The following is a 17,287-nucleotide window of genomic DNA, read 5'->3' as shown; positions in this document are numbered from 1 at the left end:
CGTTTTTATCGATCCAATGGCTGAGAGGTTGCGCCCACGTGGAGACAACTGTCAAGACTCATGACGGCACAGGTGCGCCGGGCGCAGCCGCCCCGCCGGCGGAACTCCAGCCATTCCTGCACGATGCCTGCATCACGCTCCGCGCGCCCAGCATGGCGGTCTCCCGCCCGGACGGTCAGATCAGCGAGGGCTCCGACGGCTTCTACCACGGTGACCGCCGGGGCCTGTCCCTGCTGAAGGTCCATGCCGAGGACGTGCCGAACGCACCCATCAGCGGCGGTCCCGACAGCGCCGAACACGCCTCGTTCCGTACGGTGCTGCGCGGCCTGGCCGAGCACAGCCCCGACCCCGCGGTCACCCTCGAGCGCCGACGCGCGGTGGAACCGGGCGAGTTGAGCGAAACGATCACTCTCCACAACGCCGGCCTGACCGGGGTGCGTGTGCGCCTGACGCTGCGCGCCGCGAGCGACCTCGCCTCGATGGAGACCATCAAGTCGGGCCGCAGCGTTTCCGAAGTCTCCCCGGTCCAGGAGAAGGACGGGCTGAGCTGGAGCGACGGCGAGCTGACCGCACGCCTCACGTGCACACCCGCACCCCACGCCGTCGAGCAAGCACCCGCCGGGACGGCCGAGTTGCGCTACAGCATCGAACTCGGCGCGCGCGAGAGCTGGCAGGCCACCGTGCGCTGCACCATCGAGGACGAGAAGGGCGAGGCGTTCCGCCCGGCAACTGCGCGTGCACGCGGCGAATTCGTGTCCGGCGCCGCTCTGGCCACCGCCGACCGCGGGCTCGACCACTGGTTCGCCCGGTCGTGCTCGGACCTCCGGTCACTGCTGCTCGCCGACCCGTTGGAGGAGAACGACACCTTCCTCGCGGCGGGCGCCCCGTGGTTCCTCACCCTCTTCGGGCGGGACTCGCTCTGGGCCGCACGCATGCTGCTCCCGCTGGGCACGAAACTCGCCGCGGGGACGCTGCGGACCCTCGCACGCCGGCAGGGCGCCGTGAGCGACCCGGCGACCGAGGAGCAGCCCGGCAAGATCCTGCACGAGATACGCCGCGACGGACTGAACTTCGGCGACGGCCTGTCCGTGCCGCCCTGCTACTACGGGACGGTCGACGCGACCCCGCTGTGGGTGACGCTCCTGCACGACGCATGGCGCTGGGGCATGCCCGCCGAGGAGGTCGAACGCCTCCTGCCGCATGCCGAGTCGGCGCTGGTGTGGATGGACGAGTACGGAGACGCCGACGGGGACGGTTTCCTCGAGTACGTCGACAGCACCGGACGCGGACTGTCCAACCAGGGCTGGAAGGACTCCGGTGACGCCGTGCGCCACCGCGACGGCCGCCTCGCCGAACCGCCCGTCGCCCTGTGCGAAGTACAGGCCTACGCACACGAAGCCGCCCTGTCCGCCGCCGAGTTGATGCGTGCCTTCGGGCGCCCGGGCGCCGAACGCTGGGAGGAGTGGGCGCAGCGGCTGCGGGTGCGCTTCCGCGAGCGGTTCTGGGTCGAGGACGCCGACGGCCCCTACCCGGCCATCGCACTGGGCAGCGACAAGCAGCCGCTGGACGCGCTCACCTCCAACATCGGCCACCTGCTGGGCACCGGGCTGCTGGACGAGGGAGAGAGCCGCCTGGTGGCCGCGCGCCTCGCCGGGCATCACCTCGACTCCGGCTTCGGGCTGCGCACCCTCGCGTCCGACTCCGGCGGATTCAGCCCGCTCGGCTACCACATCGGCACCGTGTGGCCGCACGACACGGCCATCGCCGTACAGGGCCTGGTGCGGGACGGTCACTACGCCGCGGCCGAGTCGCTGGCGGCCGGGCTCGTGAAGGCGTCGGTCTCCTTCGACGGGCGCCTGCCGGAGCTCTTCGCCGGTCACGGCACGGGCACGGACACCCGTCCCGCCCCCTACCCGGCGGCCTGCCGTCCGCAGGCGTGGGCGGCGACTTCGGCAGTCACGGTTCTCCAGGCGGTACTGGGGCTGGAGGCGGACGCACCCTCCGGCCGGCTCACGGTGCGCCCGCGCATGGCTGCCGGGTACGTGCCGCTGCGGGCCCGCGGACTGCGGCTGGGGGAGCGGGAGTTCGAGGTCGCGGTGGACGCCGACGGCACGCCGCGTGTGTCCGGGTTCCCGGACGGTGCGGTGTCGGTGGAGGCATCGGGGCCCGCGCAGTAGGACCACCTCGCCGGAGGACCGCGGGCCAGTAGCGGAGCGCCCCGGTCCTCTGGCGCACGGATCGCCGCGGACCGGATACTGGAGGTTCATCCGGACAACGGGGGTCTGATGGCTTTCTTCCTGGCGGTCGACGCGGGGCTGCTGCTGATCATTACCGCCCTGGTGTGGGTCCTGGTCCGCAGAAGCCGCCGCCGCGGCGCCACGGGCACCGATGGCCTGCGCATCGAGGCGGCAGCCGGCGCCGAGGTGCGGGAGGCCCGGCGGCGGGCCCGCGCCGGGCGCCACATGGGAGCCGTGTCCACCACGCCGTACATGCGCGACCGGGGAACCTGAACGGGCCCGTGCCCCTTGGAGTTTCAGCGCGTCCACCGTAAGTAAGCGTGCCGTCGGGGGAGAGCGGTGCCCAGGTCGCGCGGGCCGACCGGTCCGTGACGTCGCGCGAGCCGACCGGTCCGTGACGATGACCAGCGCCTGAAACGAGCCCGCCCGCCCTGGCGGTGTTGCCCACCTCGACCGGCCGGCGTCGGGCCCTCGTCGACCCGCGACGCTCTCCGGTCCCGGCTGCCGGGCTCACGAAGTGTCCTACACTCCGGTCCGTGGTCGTGACTCCTGCCATCGCCGAGGATCTGGCACCGAGTGGCGTGCTGCGGGCCTCGGTCAACCTGGGAAATCCGGTGCTGGCTCAGGGCACGCCGATGGCGCCGAGCGGTGTCACGGTCGACATCGCTCGCGAGGTCGGCGCGCGGCTGGACATGCCGGTGGAGCTTGTCGGCTTCGACGCGGCACGCACGTCGTACGAGGCGATGACGTCGGGCCGGGCCGACATCTGCTTCCTGGCCGTCGAGCCCGCGCGTGAGGCTGAAGTCGCCTTCACCGCACCGTATGTGGTGATCGAGGGCGTGTTCGCCGTGCCCCGTGACTCGGTCCTCGCCACGGTGGATGACGTCGACCGGGAGGGCGTGCGGATCGGCGTGAAGCACGGATCCGCCTACGACCTCTACCTCTCGCGCACCCTTCAGCACGCGAGCATCGTGCGCGGAGAGGAAGGCGTCGAGGAGTTCCGCGCCCGGAGCCTGGAGGTCGCTGCCGGCATCAGGCAGCCGATGACCGAGTTCGTCGCGGCACATACCGAAGTCCGGCTGATCGAGGAGCCGTTCATGCATATCCAGCAGGCGGTGGGCACGACAACGACTCGGCGGCCCGAGACCGTGCAGTTCCTCAGGAACCTCGTGGAGGAGCTGAAGGCCTCGGGATTCGTCGCCGACGCGCTTCGGCGCTCGGGTCGATCCGAGTCCCTGGTCGCCCCACGCGCACAGGCGTAGCGCACGCGGGGACCACTCCGTGCACGGGGAGCACGGCAGGGAAACCGGCCGGACGCACTCACGGACCGGCGGGAGAGCATCAACCGCCCTGCGAACACGTGGAGTCGGCGCCGCTCACAGGTGAGCGCCGGGCGCCTCCGCGAGGTCCTCGAAGTCCGCGAGCATGCGCGCGCTGTCGGGCTCCAGCCCGGTGAACAGGCGGAGCGCGTCGGCCGCCTGGAAGACGGCCATGCCGCCGCCGTCGAGGACACGGCATCCCCGGGCGCGCGCCGCGCCGAGCAACTCGGTCCGCAGGGGCCGGTAGACGACCTCGGCGACCCACAGTCCGGGATGCAGCGCCCCCGCCGGTACGGGCAGCCCGGGATGCGCCGCCATTCCGGTGGGGGTGGCGTGCACCAGGCCGTCGGCGTGCTCCAACCGGCCCCTCAGTTCCGGGAGTTCGGCCACGACCGCACGTCCGTCGCCGAAGTGGCGGACCAGTGAGCCCGCCAGCGCGGAGGCCCGTTCGGGCTCGGCGTCGACGACGGTGAGGCGTCCCGTGCCCAGCCCGAGCATGGCGTGCGCGACGGCGGCTCCGGCGCCTCCAGACCCGAGCAGCACCACGTCGTCGATCGCTGCGTCCGGCAGTCCGCGCGCGAAGGACGAGGCGAAGCCGGTGACGTCGGTGTTGTGCCCCACGGCCCGGTGGCCGTCGAAGACCACCGTGTTGACCGCGCCGAGCGCCTCCGCCTGCGGAGCGAGCACGTCGAGATGCGGAATGACGGCCTGTTTGCAGGGGTGCGTGATGTTCAGCCCGTCGAAGCCGAGTTCGCGGGCCGCGCGTACGAGGTCGCCCGTCCGCTCCGCGGAGGCTTCCCCTGGGCCTGGGGGCCCGGGAGATGCCCCTATTCCGTCGAGGTCGATGAGCCGGTACACGTAGCGCAGGCCCAGCCGTTCCGCCTCCCGCTCGTGCAGCGCGGGGCTGAGGGAAGGGCCGATGCCGGAGCCGACGAGACCGACGAGGTACGTACGCCCGCCGCTCACCGCTTCTCCCGCACCAGCGTGGCCGCGTGGGCCAGCGCCAGGGCGTACCCGTTGGCGCCGGCGCCGCAGATCACGGTGTCGGCGACGGCGGAGACATAGCTGTGGTGGCGGAACGCCTCCCGCTTGTGGATGTTGGAGAGATGCACCTCGACGACGGGCAGTTCGACCGCCGCGAGCGCGTCGCGCAGCGCCACGGAGGTGTGGCTGTACCCCGCGGGGTTGATCACGATCGCGCGGTGCGCGGTTCGCGCCTCGTGGATCGCGTCGATGAGCACGCCCTCGTGGTTGCTCTGCCGGCAGTCCGCCCGCAGCCCGTGCGCCGCGGCGGTCTCGCGGCACAGCTCCTCGATGCCGGCCAGCGTGTCCTTGCCGTAGATGTCGGGCTCGCGCAGGCCGAGCAGATTGAGGTTCGGGCCGTTCAGGACGAGCACTGGGATGTCGTCCGGTAGGTCGGCGGAGTGGGGCATCGGTCGCTTCCCATCAATGTACGAACTGGTTCGTTAGTCATATCAAGCCGATGCCCCCACTGTGAAGCCCGGCAGGACGGGCCGCGCGCGGCTCGCCCTACAATCGCTGGACTGCAGTGACCCCCGCCGAGGAGCCGGATGACCACCGCGGAAGACCCGGCGCAGTCCGCCGGACGCGTACGTGACGCCGCCCGAACCCGGGCCGAGATCATGGACGCCGCCACCCAGGAGTTCGCGCGCGCCGGCTACGGGGGAGCCAGGGTCGACGAGATCGCCGCCCGTACGCGCACCACGAAGCGGATGATCTACTACTACTTCGGCGGCAAGGAGCAGCTGTTCACGGCCGTGCTGGAGCGGGCGTACTCGGTCATCCGCGAGGCCGAACAGCAGCTGGACGTCGAGCACCTGGATCCTGTCGCGGCCATCCGCCGGCTCGCCGCCGTCACCTTCGACCACCACGAGGCGCACCCGGACTTCATCCAGCTCGTCAGCATCGAGAACGTCTACGAAGCGGAACACATCGCAGGGTCGGAGGAGCTGCGCCGACTCAGCTCGCCCGCGATCGACGTCATCCGGCGCATCCTCGACGCGGGGCGGGCCCAAGGGGTCTTCACGGCCGATGTGGACGCGGTCGACCTGCACGCGATGATCAGTTCCTTCTGCTTCTTCCGCGTCGCCAACCGCCACACCTTCCGGGCCCTCTTCGAGCGCGACCTGCTGGACGAGGACCGCCGCGAGCACTACCGGACGATGCTCGCGGACATGGTGATCGCCTACCTGACGACCGGTGAGAAGGGCTGACTCCGGCGCCCCGCGGAGAAAGCCCCGTCCAGGCCCCTTGACACAAGCGGAACGCGGCTCCAGCATCCGTAGCCACTCACTATTAACTATCTGGTGGGTTAATTAGAGCCGCGAGGGACGCCCGAAGGAGCACGCCGTGACCGCCGAGAAAGAGTCCGGCTCTGCCGCCGCATCGGCACAGCCACGCAAGGCCGCTGTCGCCGCAGCGGTCGGGAGCGCACTGGAGTACTACGACTTCTTCATCTATGGCAGCGCAGCCGCCCTGATCTTCCCGAAGATCTTCTTCGAGGACTCGGACCCGGCGGACGCCACGCTGCTCTCCCTGGCCACCTTCGGTGTCGCCTATGCCGTCCGCCCGCTCGGCGCCCTGCTGCTCGGTCACATCGGTGACCGCTTCGGGCGAAAGAAGATCATGCTGTTCACGCTGTTCCTGATGGGAGCGGCAACCTTCCTCATCGGCTGTCTGCCCACGCGCGCCCAGATCGGAGGGGCGGCGCCCGCCCTGCTGGTGCTGCTGCGCGTCATGCAGGGCATATCCGCCGCCGGCGAGCAGGCCGGCGCCAACTCGATGACTCTGGAACACGCGCCACAGCACAGGCGTGGCTGGTTCACCAGCTTCACGCTCAACGGCACCCAGGCCGGACAGCTCCTGGCGACCCTCGTGTTCATCCCCGTCGCGGCCCTGCCCGAGGACCAGATGCTCACCTGGGGGTGGCGCATACCGTTCCTGCTGAGCGCCGCGGTCGCCCTGGTCGGCTGGTTCATCCGCCGGACCCTGCACGAGACGCCCGTCTTCACGAAGCAGGCGCAGGCGGGCCGGGTCGCGAAGATGCCCCTGGCTGTCCTCCTGCGCGGACACTGGCGAGCGCTGCTGCGGGTCATCTGCGGTGCGCTGGTCGCCTCCGTCAGCACGATCTTCACCGTCTGGGCGCTGTCGTACGCGACGAGCGACGCGGTCGGCATGGACAGTTCGGGGATGCTCTGGGTCGGCGCGCTCGCCAACGCGGCCGCGCTGGTGGCGATCCCGCTGTGGGCCCGGCTGTCGGACAGGGTGGGCCGCAGGCCCGTCTTCCTCGCCGGGGCGGTGGGCAGCGCCGTCACGATGTTCCTGTACCTGTGGGCGATCTCCACCGGCAGTTACCCGCTGACGCTGCTGAGCGGAGTCCTCGCCTTCGGCGTCGTCTACAGCGCCGCCAACGGCATCTGGCCCTCCTTCTACGGAGAGATGTTCCCGGCGTCCGTCCGGCTCTCGGGCATGGCCGTCGGCACCCAGATCGGCTTCGCCATCTCCGGGTTCGCGGTGACGTTCGCCGCCGGCATCGCCGGGCCGGAGGGAGACGGCTGGGCGAACGTCGGGCTCTTCACCGCCGCACTCTGCGTGCCGCCCGCGCTCGCCGCGCTGACGGCCCGCGAGACCGCCCATGTCCCCACCGACGAACTCGGGTTGCCCGCGGGCGGGAGCGCCGGGGTGGCCGACGATGTTCCGCACCGTACGGCCGAGCGCGCCTGACGGAACCTCACGGAGCAGCAGCAGGGGCGAACGGGAGCAGCCGGGCGGGGCCGCGCGCTCACCTCACCTGGCGTTCCCGTCCGTCGTCCCCACCCTGCGCACGATCTGCTCGAGGTCCGCGATGCGGTCGGCGAGGTCGGCCGATGCGGCGGTCTCGCCGTCCCTCAGCCTCATCTCGATCTGCACGAGCATTTCCGTGATCTGGGCGAGCTGTTCGGCGCCGCCCTTGCCGGCTCCCATGCGCTCCGGCTGACCGGTGGCGGACCAGGTGCCCTCCAGCGGTCCCTCCGCCGCTCCACCCTGGCCGCCGGCGCGGGGTGAGTGCTCGGCGACCAGGAGACGTCGAAGCTGTTCGGCCTGGACGGCGAGTTGACGGTTCTTGCGGTCCAGGTCGAGGAAGACGTTGACCTTCGTGCGCAGTACCCATGGGTCGATGGGCTTGGAGAGGAAGTCGGCTGCGCCCAGGGCGTATCCGCGGTAGGCGTAGTCCGCGTCCACGTCTGTGCCGGTCAGCAGGATGACCGGCACGTCCTTCGTCTGGTCCAGACGCTTGATGTTGCTCGCGGTCTCGAAGCCGTCCATCCCCGGCATGAGCACATCGAGCAGCACGACGGCAAAGTCCTGGCGCAGCATCGCCTTCAGCGCGTCCTCGCCGGAACGCGCCGTCACCAACTGCTGGTCCAGAGGCCCGAGCACGGCCTCCAGGGCGATGAGGTTCTCCTCCATGTCGTCCACGATCAGGATGCTGGACCTGTCGGGCACCGCGGCACTCATGTCATCCGTCCAGGGGCTCGTCGCCGGCGTCGTCACCGGGCGGGGAGATGTGGTGCTCCCGGCCTCCGGCGCCGTCCGGCGAGGCCGTGCTGTGCGGTTCCACACCTCCCGGCGCCGGTCCGGATCCGTTCGTCCCTGGCGCCGTGTCCGTCTGCCTCCTCGCCTCCGTCTCGCGCGCCGTCACCGGAGGTGCGGCTGAGACCTTGCCGTCACTGCCCTCACCGCCGTCCCCGCTCTGAGTGGCGCCGCTGCCGCCGGGCGTCCCCACTCCGCGGCCGTCCTTGAGCAGGTTGTAGATGGACTGGAGCAGCTCGTCGAGGTCGACCGGCTTGGCGACGTAGAGGTCGGCGCCCGCGTCGAGAGCCTTCTTGCTGTCGCCGGACATGGCCTTGGCGGTGAGGGCGATGACGGGCAGACCGGCCAGCCGCGGTGTGCGCCGGATCGTCTGGATGGCCTCGTAGCCGTTCATCTCCGGCATCATGATGTCCATCAGGACGACCGACACCTCGGGGGAGCGGTCCAGGACGTCCAGGCCTTCGCGGCCGTTCTCGGCGTACTTCACCGAAATGCCCACGCGCCCCAGGACATGGGTGAGGGCGAAGACGTTCCGGATGTCGTCATCGACGATGAGCACGTGGGTCCCCGACAGCACCTGGCCGCGCTCGCCGCCCAGCCACTGCTTGAGCTGCGTGGTCTCGGGCCAGGTGTCCTCCTTGTCCTTCGCGGGCTGTCCGCTGCCCGCGGGCCGCTCGGGCCTCACGGTCTCCACCCGCGGTGAAGGCGCGGCAGCCGGCTCTGACGGTTCGGGCCATGCCGCGGGTGTGGGTTCGGCCGGAGCCCCGCCCTCCGGTGCCTCCGCGGCCTCCCCGGGCTCAGCCGGTTCCGTGGGCGCGGGCGCGGCCCCTCCCGCCGGGCCCAGCGGCTCCGCCTCGGGCAGTGCGGCCGGCGGCGGAGTCGTCGTGACGGGCGTGCCACCCGCGGAGTCGCGGCCGCTGACGGTCGCCGGAGCGCCTCCCACGCGCTGCGGCGGGCCGATGGGGGCACTGCCCGGGTAGACCGACGGTACGTAGAGGGTGAACCGCGAGCCCACGCCCTCCTGGCTCTCGACGTCGATCCGCCCACCGAGCAGCCCCGCGATCTCCCGGCTGATCGACAGCCCGAGGCCCGTGCCTCCGTACCGGCGGCTCGTCGTGCCGTCGGACTGCTGGAACGCCTCGAAGATCACCGCGAGCTTCTCCGGCGGGATGCCGCTTCCGGTGTCCTTGACGGAGAAGGCGAGCACGGACTCGGCGTCGCGCAGCGTCGCCTCGTGGAAGTCCTTTTCCGCGATCCGCTCCACGCGCAGCTCGATGCCGCCCGACGAGGTGAACTTCACGGCGTTGGAGAGGAGATTGCGCAGTACCTGCTGGATGCGCTGCTCGTCGGAGTACAGCTCGCGCGGCACGTTCTCGCCCACCGCTATCTCGAACCCCAGCCCGCGGTCGATCGTCATCGGCCGGAATGTCGCGTGGACGTAGTCCAGCAGCTTCGTCAGCGGCAGCGAACGCGGCCGCACGTCCATCCGCCCGGCCTCGACCTTGGAGAGGTCCAGGATGTCGTTGATGAGCTGGAGCAGGTCAGATCCCGAGCGGTAGATCGTGGTGGCGAAGTCCACCTCCTGCTCTGAGAGCCGGCCGTCGGGGTTGTCGGCGAGCAGCCGCGCCAGGATGAGCAGCGAGTTCAGCGGAGTGCGCAGCTCGTGCGACATGTTCGCCAGGAACTCCGACTTGTACTGGGACGACGTGGCGAGCAGCGCCGCCTTGTCCTCGAGTTCGGCGTTGGTGCGCTGCAGCTCGTCCGACCGCTGGCGCAGTTCCTTGGTCAGCCGCTGCGACTCGGAGAGCAGAACCTCCGTGCGGGCGTTGGCCAGGATGGTGTTGATCGAGACGCCGATGGTGTGCACGAACTGGTCGATGAAGGTCAGGTACACCTCGTTGAACTTGCTGAACGACGCGACCTCGATGACGCCGAGCGCCCTGTCCTCGAAGAGGATCGGCAGAATCAGGATGTTCGCCGCGGGTGCGGAGCCCAGACCCGACTCCACTCTCACGTACTCCGGCGGCGCGTCCTCGATCAGGATGCGCTTCTTCTCGGCGACGGCCTGGGATATCAGCCCGCGCAGCGGGGAGTCGGGCCCGCCGGGTTCCTCGCGCCCGCTGGTGCCGTAGCCGGCGATGTACTCCAGCTCCTCGCCGGGCTTCCCTCCGGCGCCGACCAGGAAGAAGGCGCCCGCCTGGGCGTTCACCAGCGGAGTCAGCTCCCGCAGGATCAGGTCGGCGACCTCGACCAGGTCGCGCTGGCCCTGCATCAGCCCGGCGATGCGGGTCAGGTTGGACTCCAGCCAGTCCTTGGTGCGGGTGGTCTCGCGCAGGTTGGCCACCATCACGTTGATGTTGTCCTTCAGCTCGGCCACCTCGCCGCGGGCGTCCACCTGGATGGAGGCGGCCATGTCGCCCTGGGTCACGGCGCTCGCGACCTCGGCGATGGCACGGACCTGCGTGGTCAGGTTCAGGGCCAGCTCGTTGACGCTCGTCGTCAGTCCCTTCCACGTGCCGTAGACGCCCTCGACGCGTGCCTGGCCGCCCAGCTGTCCCTCGCTGCCGACCTCGCGGGCCACGCGTGTGACCTCCGAGGAGAAGGACGAGAGCGTGTCGACCATGGTGTTGAGGGTGGTCTTCAGCTCCAGGAACTCGCCGCGCGCGTCGACGTCGATCTTCTTGGAGAGGTCTCCGTTGGCGACGGCCGTGGCGACCTGGGCGATGTTGCGGACCTGCGAAGTCAGGTTCGTGGTCATGAAGTTGACGTTGTCGGTGAGGTCCTTCCACACGCCGGAGACACCGTGCACCTGGGCACGGCCGCCGAGGTTTCCTTCGGTGCCGACTTCGCGTGCGACGCGTGTGACCTCGTCGGAGAAGGCCCGCAGCTGGCGGACCATCGTGTTGACGGTGTCCTTGAGCTCCAGGATCTCGCCGCGCGCGTCGACGTCGATGTTCTTGGAGAGGTCTCCGTTGGCGACGGCGGTGGTCACCTGGGCGATGCTGCGGACCTGTGAAGTCAGGTTCAGCGCCATGGAGTTGACGCTGTCGGTCAGGTCCTTCCACACCCCCGACACGTCTCTGACCTGAGCCTGCCTGCCCAGGTTTCCTTCGGTGCCGACTTCGCGTGCGACGCGTGTGACCTCGTCGGCGAAGTCCGAGAGCTGGTCGACCATCGTGTTGAGGGTGGTCTTCAGCTGGAGGATCTCGCCCTTCGCGTCGACGGTGATCTTCTGGCTGAGATCGCCCTCGGCCACAGCCGTGGCGACCTGGGCGATGCTGCGCACCTGCGAGGTCAGGTTGGACGCCATGAGGTTGACGTTGTCGGTGAGGTCGCGCCAGACACCTGAGACGCCCCGCACCTCGGCCTGCCCGCCGAGGTTTCCTTCGGTGCCGACTTCGCGTGCGACGCGCGTGACCTCGTCGGCGAAGGCGGAGAGCTGGTCGACCGTCGTGTTGACGGTGCTCATCAGCTGGAGGATCTCGCCCTTGGCGTCGACGGTGATCTTCTTGCTCAGGTCACCCTGCGCGACGGCCGCGGAGACCTGGGCGATGTTGCGGACCTGCGAGGTCAGGTTGGACGCCATGAGGTTGACGTTGTCGGTGAGGTCGCGCCATGCCCCCGACAGACCTCTCACCTCGGCCTGCCCGCCGAGGTTTCCTTCGGTGCCGACTTCGCGTGCGACGCGTGTGACCTCGTCGGCGAAGGCGGAGAGCTGGTCGACCATCGTGTTCACGGTGAGCTTCAGTTCCAGCAGCTCACCGGAGGTCTCGACCATGACCTTCTGCGTCAGGTCACCCCGCGCGACCGCCGTCGTCACACCGGCGATGTCACGTACCTGTCCCGTCAGCCGCTCCGCCATGGTGTTGATGGCCTCGGTCACGCGGCGCCAGTCACCCGAAAGGTCCCCGACATCCGCGCGGCCGCCGAGGTTGCCCTCGGTACCGACCTCGCGGGCCACCCTGGTGACCTCTGCGGTGAACATGGAGAGCTGGTCCACGAGACGGTTCAGGCCGCTGTCCAGACGCCCGAGGTCGCCGTGCTTGCCGTTGTGCCGGTCCATGTGGTGGGTGAGATCCCCGTCGGCGATCGCCTCCAGCACCCTGGTCGCCTTCGTCACCGGGGTCCCGAGAGCCTCGATGAGCTGATTCGCCTCGTCGACGTTGGTGCTCCACGAACCCGGACCCGGGCTCGCTGATATCCGCTCGTCGAGTTGGCCCTCCTTGGCCACCTCCCGGCGGACGCGCCTCAGCTCCGTGGCCAGGTGGTCGTTGCGCGCGGCTATCTGGTTGAACACCCCCGCCATCTCGCCCAGAATTCCTTCGCTCTCGGCTGCCGCACGCACCGAGAAATCGCCGTCGCTGAGCGACCTCATGTTCCCCAGCAGTCGACGCAGGTCCGCCTCGCGTATCGACTGGCCCTGGGCGTCGTCCATGGCATCCCATCCCAAGCATCCTGGATGTGTAGCTTTATCCTATTGTAGAGGCTTTATCGCGAGGACATCCGAGTCAGGAGTGGCTTGTGCGACTGCCATCCGCGGGCCTGAGCGATCCCGAGTCGCGCAGGGCCCTGCCTACAAGCCAGCTCGCACCGTCCACCGCACGCGCGATCGTACGATCGGAGATCGAGAAATGGGGGCGCGCGAGCACGGCGCCGTGGCGGCTGACCGAGCGGCTTGCGGACGACGCGGAGCTCCTCGTCAGCGAACTCGTGAGCAACGCCCTCATGCACGCCGGCACCCAGATCGAGGTGGCCTGCGGGGTCGAGACGGACGTGCCCGGGCCGGACGAGCCCGGCGAGGCTCACGGACCGGTCGAGGTCTCGGCAGTGCTGGTCGAGGTGGTCGACCGGCAGCCCAGCGGCCGTGTCAGCGGCGACACCTCGGCACGGCGCGGAGGCCGTGGCCTCGGGCTCCAGATCGTCGGAGCTCTCGCCCAGTCCTGGGGCGTGACCTATCGGCGCACCGAGAAGGTCGTGTGGTTCCGTCTCGCCGTCGCCGAGATGGTCGCCAAGCCGTCCGGGTCGCTCAACGAGGCGATGCACCGCGAACTGGAGGCCGCGGAGATCTTCACCTCTTCCGAGCGGTCCGACCGCCGCCGCACCGCGGAGTGGGCCGACCGCGGCGGCGCGTTCCTGGCCGAGGCCAGCGAGCTGCTCTCGGGGCAGCTGGACGAGGACATGGTCGCCGCGCTGGCCGGCCAGCTGCTCGTGCCGAGGCTGGCCGACTGGTGCGCCGTGTGGCTGACCAGCGAGGCCGGCGGCATGCGCCTCTCCCGTGTGTGGGACGTCGACGAGCGCAAGGTGGACGCGCTGCGCTTCGCCCTGGAGCGGGATCCGCCGCCCGCCGGCCTGCGGACCGTGGGCATCCCCTGGCCCTGGCCGGAGAGCGCGGACGATTCCGGGAAGGGCGGTTCGGCGCTGGCCTTCTCCCTCGTCGCCGGCGGCACCTGCCTGGGCTCGCTGGTGATCGGCAGGGCGGGGCCGACCGAGATGACCGACTCCGTGGCGCGGACCGTGGAGGACGTCGCGCGCCGAGTGGCACAGGCCGTGGTCACCGCACGCCAGTACGCGCGCCAGACCAGCATCAGCCGGGCGCTCCAGCGCAGACAGCTGCCGCCGTCGCTGGCCAGCCTGCCGGGGGTGGAGACAGCAATCGTCTACGAGCCCCACGCCATGGGCCAGACCGTCGGAGGCGACTTCTACGACCTCTTCCCCATGGGCGACAACCGGTGGTCGTTCCTGCTCGGAGATGTGCAGGGCAAGGACCCCGAGGCGATGTCGGTGACCGGGCTGACGCGGCATCTCGTCCGGCTGCTCGCCCGTGAGGGGCATGGCGTGGAGTCCGTACTCGACAGGCTCAACGCCGCCATGGCGGAGGAGGGAGCCGAGGCCGTGGCCGTGGGCGGTGAGAGCGCGCAGCCGCGCTTCCTCAGCCTCGTCTACGGGGAACTCGAGCCGGACAGGAAGGCGGGCGGGGCGCACTGCTCGATCGCCAGCGCAGGACATCCGGCGCCGCTGAAGCTGTCCGCGCACGGTGTCGTGCCCGTGGTGGAGTCGCAGATGCTGCTCGGCATCGACGAGGGCACCGAGTTCGCGGCCTACGGCTTCGATCTGAGACCGGGGGAGACGCTGCTGTGCGTCACCGACGGCGTCACCGAACGTCGTAGCGGGCAGCGTCAGTTGGACGACAACGACGGGCTCGCCGAGATCCTTGCCACCTGCGGCGGCATGGGGGCGATGGCGGTGGCGGAGCGGGTGCGCCAGGCCGCGCACGAGTTCGGACCGGAGCCGGTCGAGGACGACCTGGCGATCCTCGTGCTGCACGCCGTGCGCGGCTGAACTGCCCGGCACCGGTCTGCCCGACCGGCGGCGGGCCCGCGGGTCACAGCGGCCGGACAGCGACCTCCTCCGCACTTCCGCCGGCGGAGTCGGACTTGGTCTGGTCAGTGCCGGTCCTGTCCGCGCCGGTGCCGTCCCCGTCCGGTCCGTCGTGGTCCGGCTCCCCGCACAGGACTCCCGCCAGCTCCGTCCGTGAGTTGACACCGAGCTTGGTGTAGACGGTCTGCAGATGGTTGGCGACGGTCCGGCTTGCCAGCCCCAACTGGGCGGCTATGGCGGCGTTTTCGAGGCCCCGTACCGCCAACTCGCACACCTCGCGCTGCCGTTCGGTCAGCGACTCCTCCCACGGTGCCGGTGCCGACCAGACCGCCCGGAAGCCTCCGCACATCTCACGCAACCGGGCCGCTCTGCGTGCGTGGCGGACCGCGTCCCGTCCGCAGCCGTGTGCCGAGGCGCTCGCCGCCGCCTCGGCGGCCATGCCGTGGTAGCCGAGCCCGGCCAGGGTCGCCGAGACCCGGCCGAGTTCTTCGGGGTCCTCCTCGGCCGCGGCCCGTGCTTGGCGGGCGAGCACGGGGAAGAGCGAACTGTCGCAGGCGGCCGCCACGTTCTCCAGACGCGAGGCGACATCGGCCGAAGGTCGCATGCGTGCCGCATAGTAGAGCGCCTCGGCGGCGTTGCTCAGCCGGCCCGCGGCCAGATATCTCCCCGAGAGGGCGACAGCCTCGCCGGCCGCTTCCTCCAGACGGCCCGAGCAGGCCAGGACACGCACCCGGCCCAGCGTCAGATGGTCGCTCATCACCGACTCCGCGGGCAGCCTGCCGTTGCCTTCGGCCAGCACCCGCCACGCGGCGTCCAGTTGGCCGTGCGCGGCGAGCCCGGCCGCCAACTCGCTGAAGACATAGGCCTGTACGGGGAAGGGCGTGTGCTCGTCGATGAGGGCATGGGCCTCCCTGTAGTACGGCAGGGCGGCGTCATGTCGGCCGGCCCATGACTCGCACACCCCCAACTGGAGGCTCAGCAGCGCCGTTTCCTCTCCGACGCCCCGTTCGAGCGCCGCCTCGTAGTACAGACGGCCGACGGCGAGGGCACCGACGATCCGGCCGTCCAGCACCAGCGCGTGGAGGTGGCACGCCTGCACGGCGCCGCTCATCGCGGGCCACAGACCGGCGGGTGCCGGCCCACAGGAGCCTGCCTCCGCCACGACCGTGCCGGGACGGCCGGTAAAGGTCAGCAGATACGCACGCAGCGGGGCCGCGGCACTGGCCACCGCGCTGCCGGGCGGCAGCTCCCGCAGGGACGTGAGTCCGCCGGACTCCGCGAAACCGGAGAGCCCCGCGGACCCGGCGGACCCCGCGTCCCCGCCGCCGAACACCGCCAGGGCCACTTCCGCGACGGCGAGCCCGGGGGCGTCCACTCCGTCGCGGCGGGCACCGCGGACGAGCGCGGCGGCGTCGGCCGTGCGCCGCAGCCCCCAGAAGAGGTTGAGCGCCCGCAGCGTGAGGAGATGGCCGAGGTCCTGCGCGGCGAGCACCTCCTCGGCCTCCTCCGCCTTGCCCTGCACCACGAGCGCTTCCGCCAGCAGCGCGCGGCCGGCCTGTCCGGCGACCCCGCGGGCGAGTTTCTCGGCGAGTCGCGGGTCGCGGCGGGCCAGCGCCTCGGACCCGGCGGCCAGCACGTCGTCGTCCGGGACGTCCTCCCCGGCCAGGAGCCGCCAGTTGACCAGCGGGAGACGCTCCTCGCCGGCGAGGCCGCCGCTGCACAGCGCGTCGGCGAAGCGGGCGTACACGGCGCGCCGCCGGGCCTCGGAGGTCTGCGAGCGCACCACTTCGCCGTACAGCGGATGACCCGCGCACACCACGAGCCGCTGCCCGCGGGTCTCCAGCGAGATGAGCGAGCGGCGCTCGAGTTCCTCCAACTCCTCGGGCCCGGCGAGGAGTTCGAGGACGCTGAGCGGAACGGGTTCGACGTGCGCGACGAGTTCCAGTGCGCGCGCGGGAGCCTCGCCGAGCTCGTCCAGCTCGGAGGCGACGAGGTCACCGAGACGTTCGTAGCCGCTCAGCTCTCCGTGCCACCGCCACACCCCGGCGCCCGCCCGCAGCGCCGTCGAGGCCCGTCCCGCCGAGACGACGTGCCGCAGGAAGAGGGGGTTGCCCCTCGTCAGCCGGAAGAGCCGGTCGGCCGTGACCCCGTCGACGGGACCGCCGAGCGTCAGGCCGAGCAGTTCGCCGATCTGCTCACGGTTCAGGCCGCCCACCGTGACCTCCCGCACCAGGAGGCGTCGGCGCAGTGCCCGGATCGTCGGATCGTCGAGCTCCCCGGTGCGCGCCGTCACCAGCAGCCGGGCGCCGGACGTGGCCGCCAGGTGCTGGATCATCGCGCCGGAGACCGCATCGAGGTGGGCGGCCTCGTCGACGCCGAGGACGACGGGCCGCCCCCGCGCCAGCCGCTCCAGCTCCCGTGCCGCACGCGGGAAGACATCCGAGGCAGGACCGCGCGTGAGCAGACCGGACATGGCGCCGAACGGGAGGGAACTGCTGGCCTCGGCGCCCGAGGTGCGCAGGGTGCACATCCCCTCACGCGTGCACTGCTCCAGCACCGCGGCGGCCAGGCGCGACTTGCCGATACCGGGCTCACCGCTCAGCAGCACGCCCGGCCCGTCCGGCTCCAGCAGGAGCGAGGAGAGCGCGCCGACTTCTTCGGTGCGTCCCACGAGGGGCCAGGCGGCAGTGTTCACGGCGCCGCGCCCGCCGTTCGCGACGGCCGCGCGGCGCCCGCAACGGCGGCGGGCGGCACAGGCAA

At 71.0% G+C, this 17,287-nt stretch carries 11 protein-coding genes; 6 read left to right on the top strand and 5 right to left on the bottom strand.

Going from position 1 to position 17,287, the window contains the following annotated elements; translation table 11 throughout:
• The first annotated feature begins 152 nt into the window (after positions 1-152).
• The 3 genes from I004_RS32375 (at position 153) to I004_RS0105195 (ending at position 3,499) form a co-directional block, all read left to right on the top strand.
• Entirely contained in the window at positions 153-2,177 is a 2,025-nt protein-coding gene (locus tag I004_RS32375) for a glycogen debranching N-terminal domain-containing protein (protein WP_078510888.1), read from the top strand.
• Between the two features lie 108 nt (positions 2,178-2,285).
• Positions 2,286-2,510, top strand: a complete 225-nt coding sequence (locus I004_RS0105200) for a hypothetical protein (RefSeq protein ID WP_028434599.1) — start codon at positions 2,286-2,288, stop codon at positions 2,508-2,510.
• Positions 2,511-2,773: 263 nt separating this feature from the next.
• A complete protein-coding gene (locus tag I004_RS0105195; RefSeq protein WP_028434598.1) occupies positions 2,774-3,499 on the top strand; it encodes a transporter substrate-binding domain-containing protein in 726 nt (241 codons plus the stop codon).
• Between the two features lie 114 nt (positions 3,500-3,613).
• Here I004_RS0105195 and I004_RS0105190 read toward each other — a convergent pair whose 3' ends face one another.
• Both I004_RS0105190 and aroQ read right to left on the bottom strand, forming a co-directional pair.
• Entirely contained in the window at positions 3,614-4,522 is a 909-nt protein-coding gene (locus tag I004_RS0105190) for a shikimate dehydrogenase (RefSeq protein WP_028434597.1), read from the bottom strand.
• A complete protein-coding gene (aroQ, locus tag I004_RS0105185; RefSeq protein WP_028434596.1) occupies positions 4,519-4,989 on the bottom strand; it encodes a type II 3-dehydroquinate dehydratase in 471 nt (156 codons plus the stop codon). Before aroQ ends, I004_RS0105190 begins: the two co-directional genes overlap by 4 nt.
• A gap of 138 nt (positions 4,990-5,127) precedes the next feature.
• Between aroQ and I004_RS0105180 the strand changes: the two genes are divergently transcribed.
• Together I004_RS0105180 and I004_RS0105175 are read left to right on the top strand one after the other, a co-directional pair.
• Entirely contained in the window at positions 5,128-5,790 is a 663-nt protein-coding gene (locus I004_RS0105180) for a TetR family transcriptional regulator (protein WP_028434595.1), read from the top strand.
• Between the two features lie 136 nt (positions 5,791-5,926).
• Entirely contained in the window at positions 5,927-7,300 is a 1,374-nt protein-coding gene (locus I004_RS0105175; RefSeq protein ID WP_028434594.1) for an MFS transporter, read from the top strand.
• 63 nt (positions 7,301-7,363) lie between these two features.
• Here I004_RS0105175 and I004_RS0105170 read toward each other — a convergent pair whose 3' ends face one another.
• Together I004_RS0105170 and I004_RS32370 are read right to left on the bottom strand one after the other, a co-directional pair.
• Positions 7,364-8,074: a response regulator gene (locus I004_RS0105170; protein ID WP_028434593.1), complete on the bottom strand. Its 711-nt coding sequence runs from the start codon at positions 8,072-8,074 to the stop codon at positions 7,364-7,366.
• 1 nt (position 8,075) lies between these two features.
• Entirely contained in the window at positions 8,076-12,584 is a 4,509-nt protein-coding gene (locus I004_RS32370; protein ID WP_078510842.1) for a HAMP domain-containing protein, read from the bottom strand.
• A gap of 86 nt (positions 12,585-12,670) precedes the next feature.
• Between I004_RS32370 and I004_RS0105160 the strand changes: the two genes are divergently transcribed.
• Positions 12,671-14,488, top strand: a complete 1,818-nt coding sequence (locus tag I004_RS0105160; protein WP_051344727.1) for a SpoIIE family protein phosphatase — start codon at positions 12,671-12,673, stop codon at positions 14,486-14,488.
• A 43-nt stretch (positions 14,489-14,531) separates the two neighbouring features.
• Here I004_RS0105160 and I004_RS0105155 read toward each other — a convergent pair whose 3' ends face one another.
• Positions 14,532-17,222: a LuxR family transcriptional regulator gene (locus I004_RS0105155; RefSeq protein ID WP_028434591.1), complete on the bottom strand. Its 2,691-nt coding sequence runs from the start codon at positions 17,220-17,222 to the stop codon at positions 14,532-14,534.
• Positions 17,223-17,287: the final 65 nt, after the last annotated feature.

The sequence above is a fragment of the Streptomyces sp. TAA486 genome, from assembly GCF_000426165.1.
Note: the sequence above shows the minus strand (reverse complement) of the source record. Positions and strands in the feature narration are given on the sequence as shown.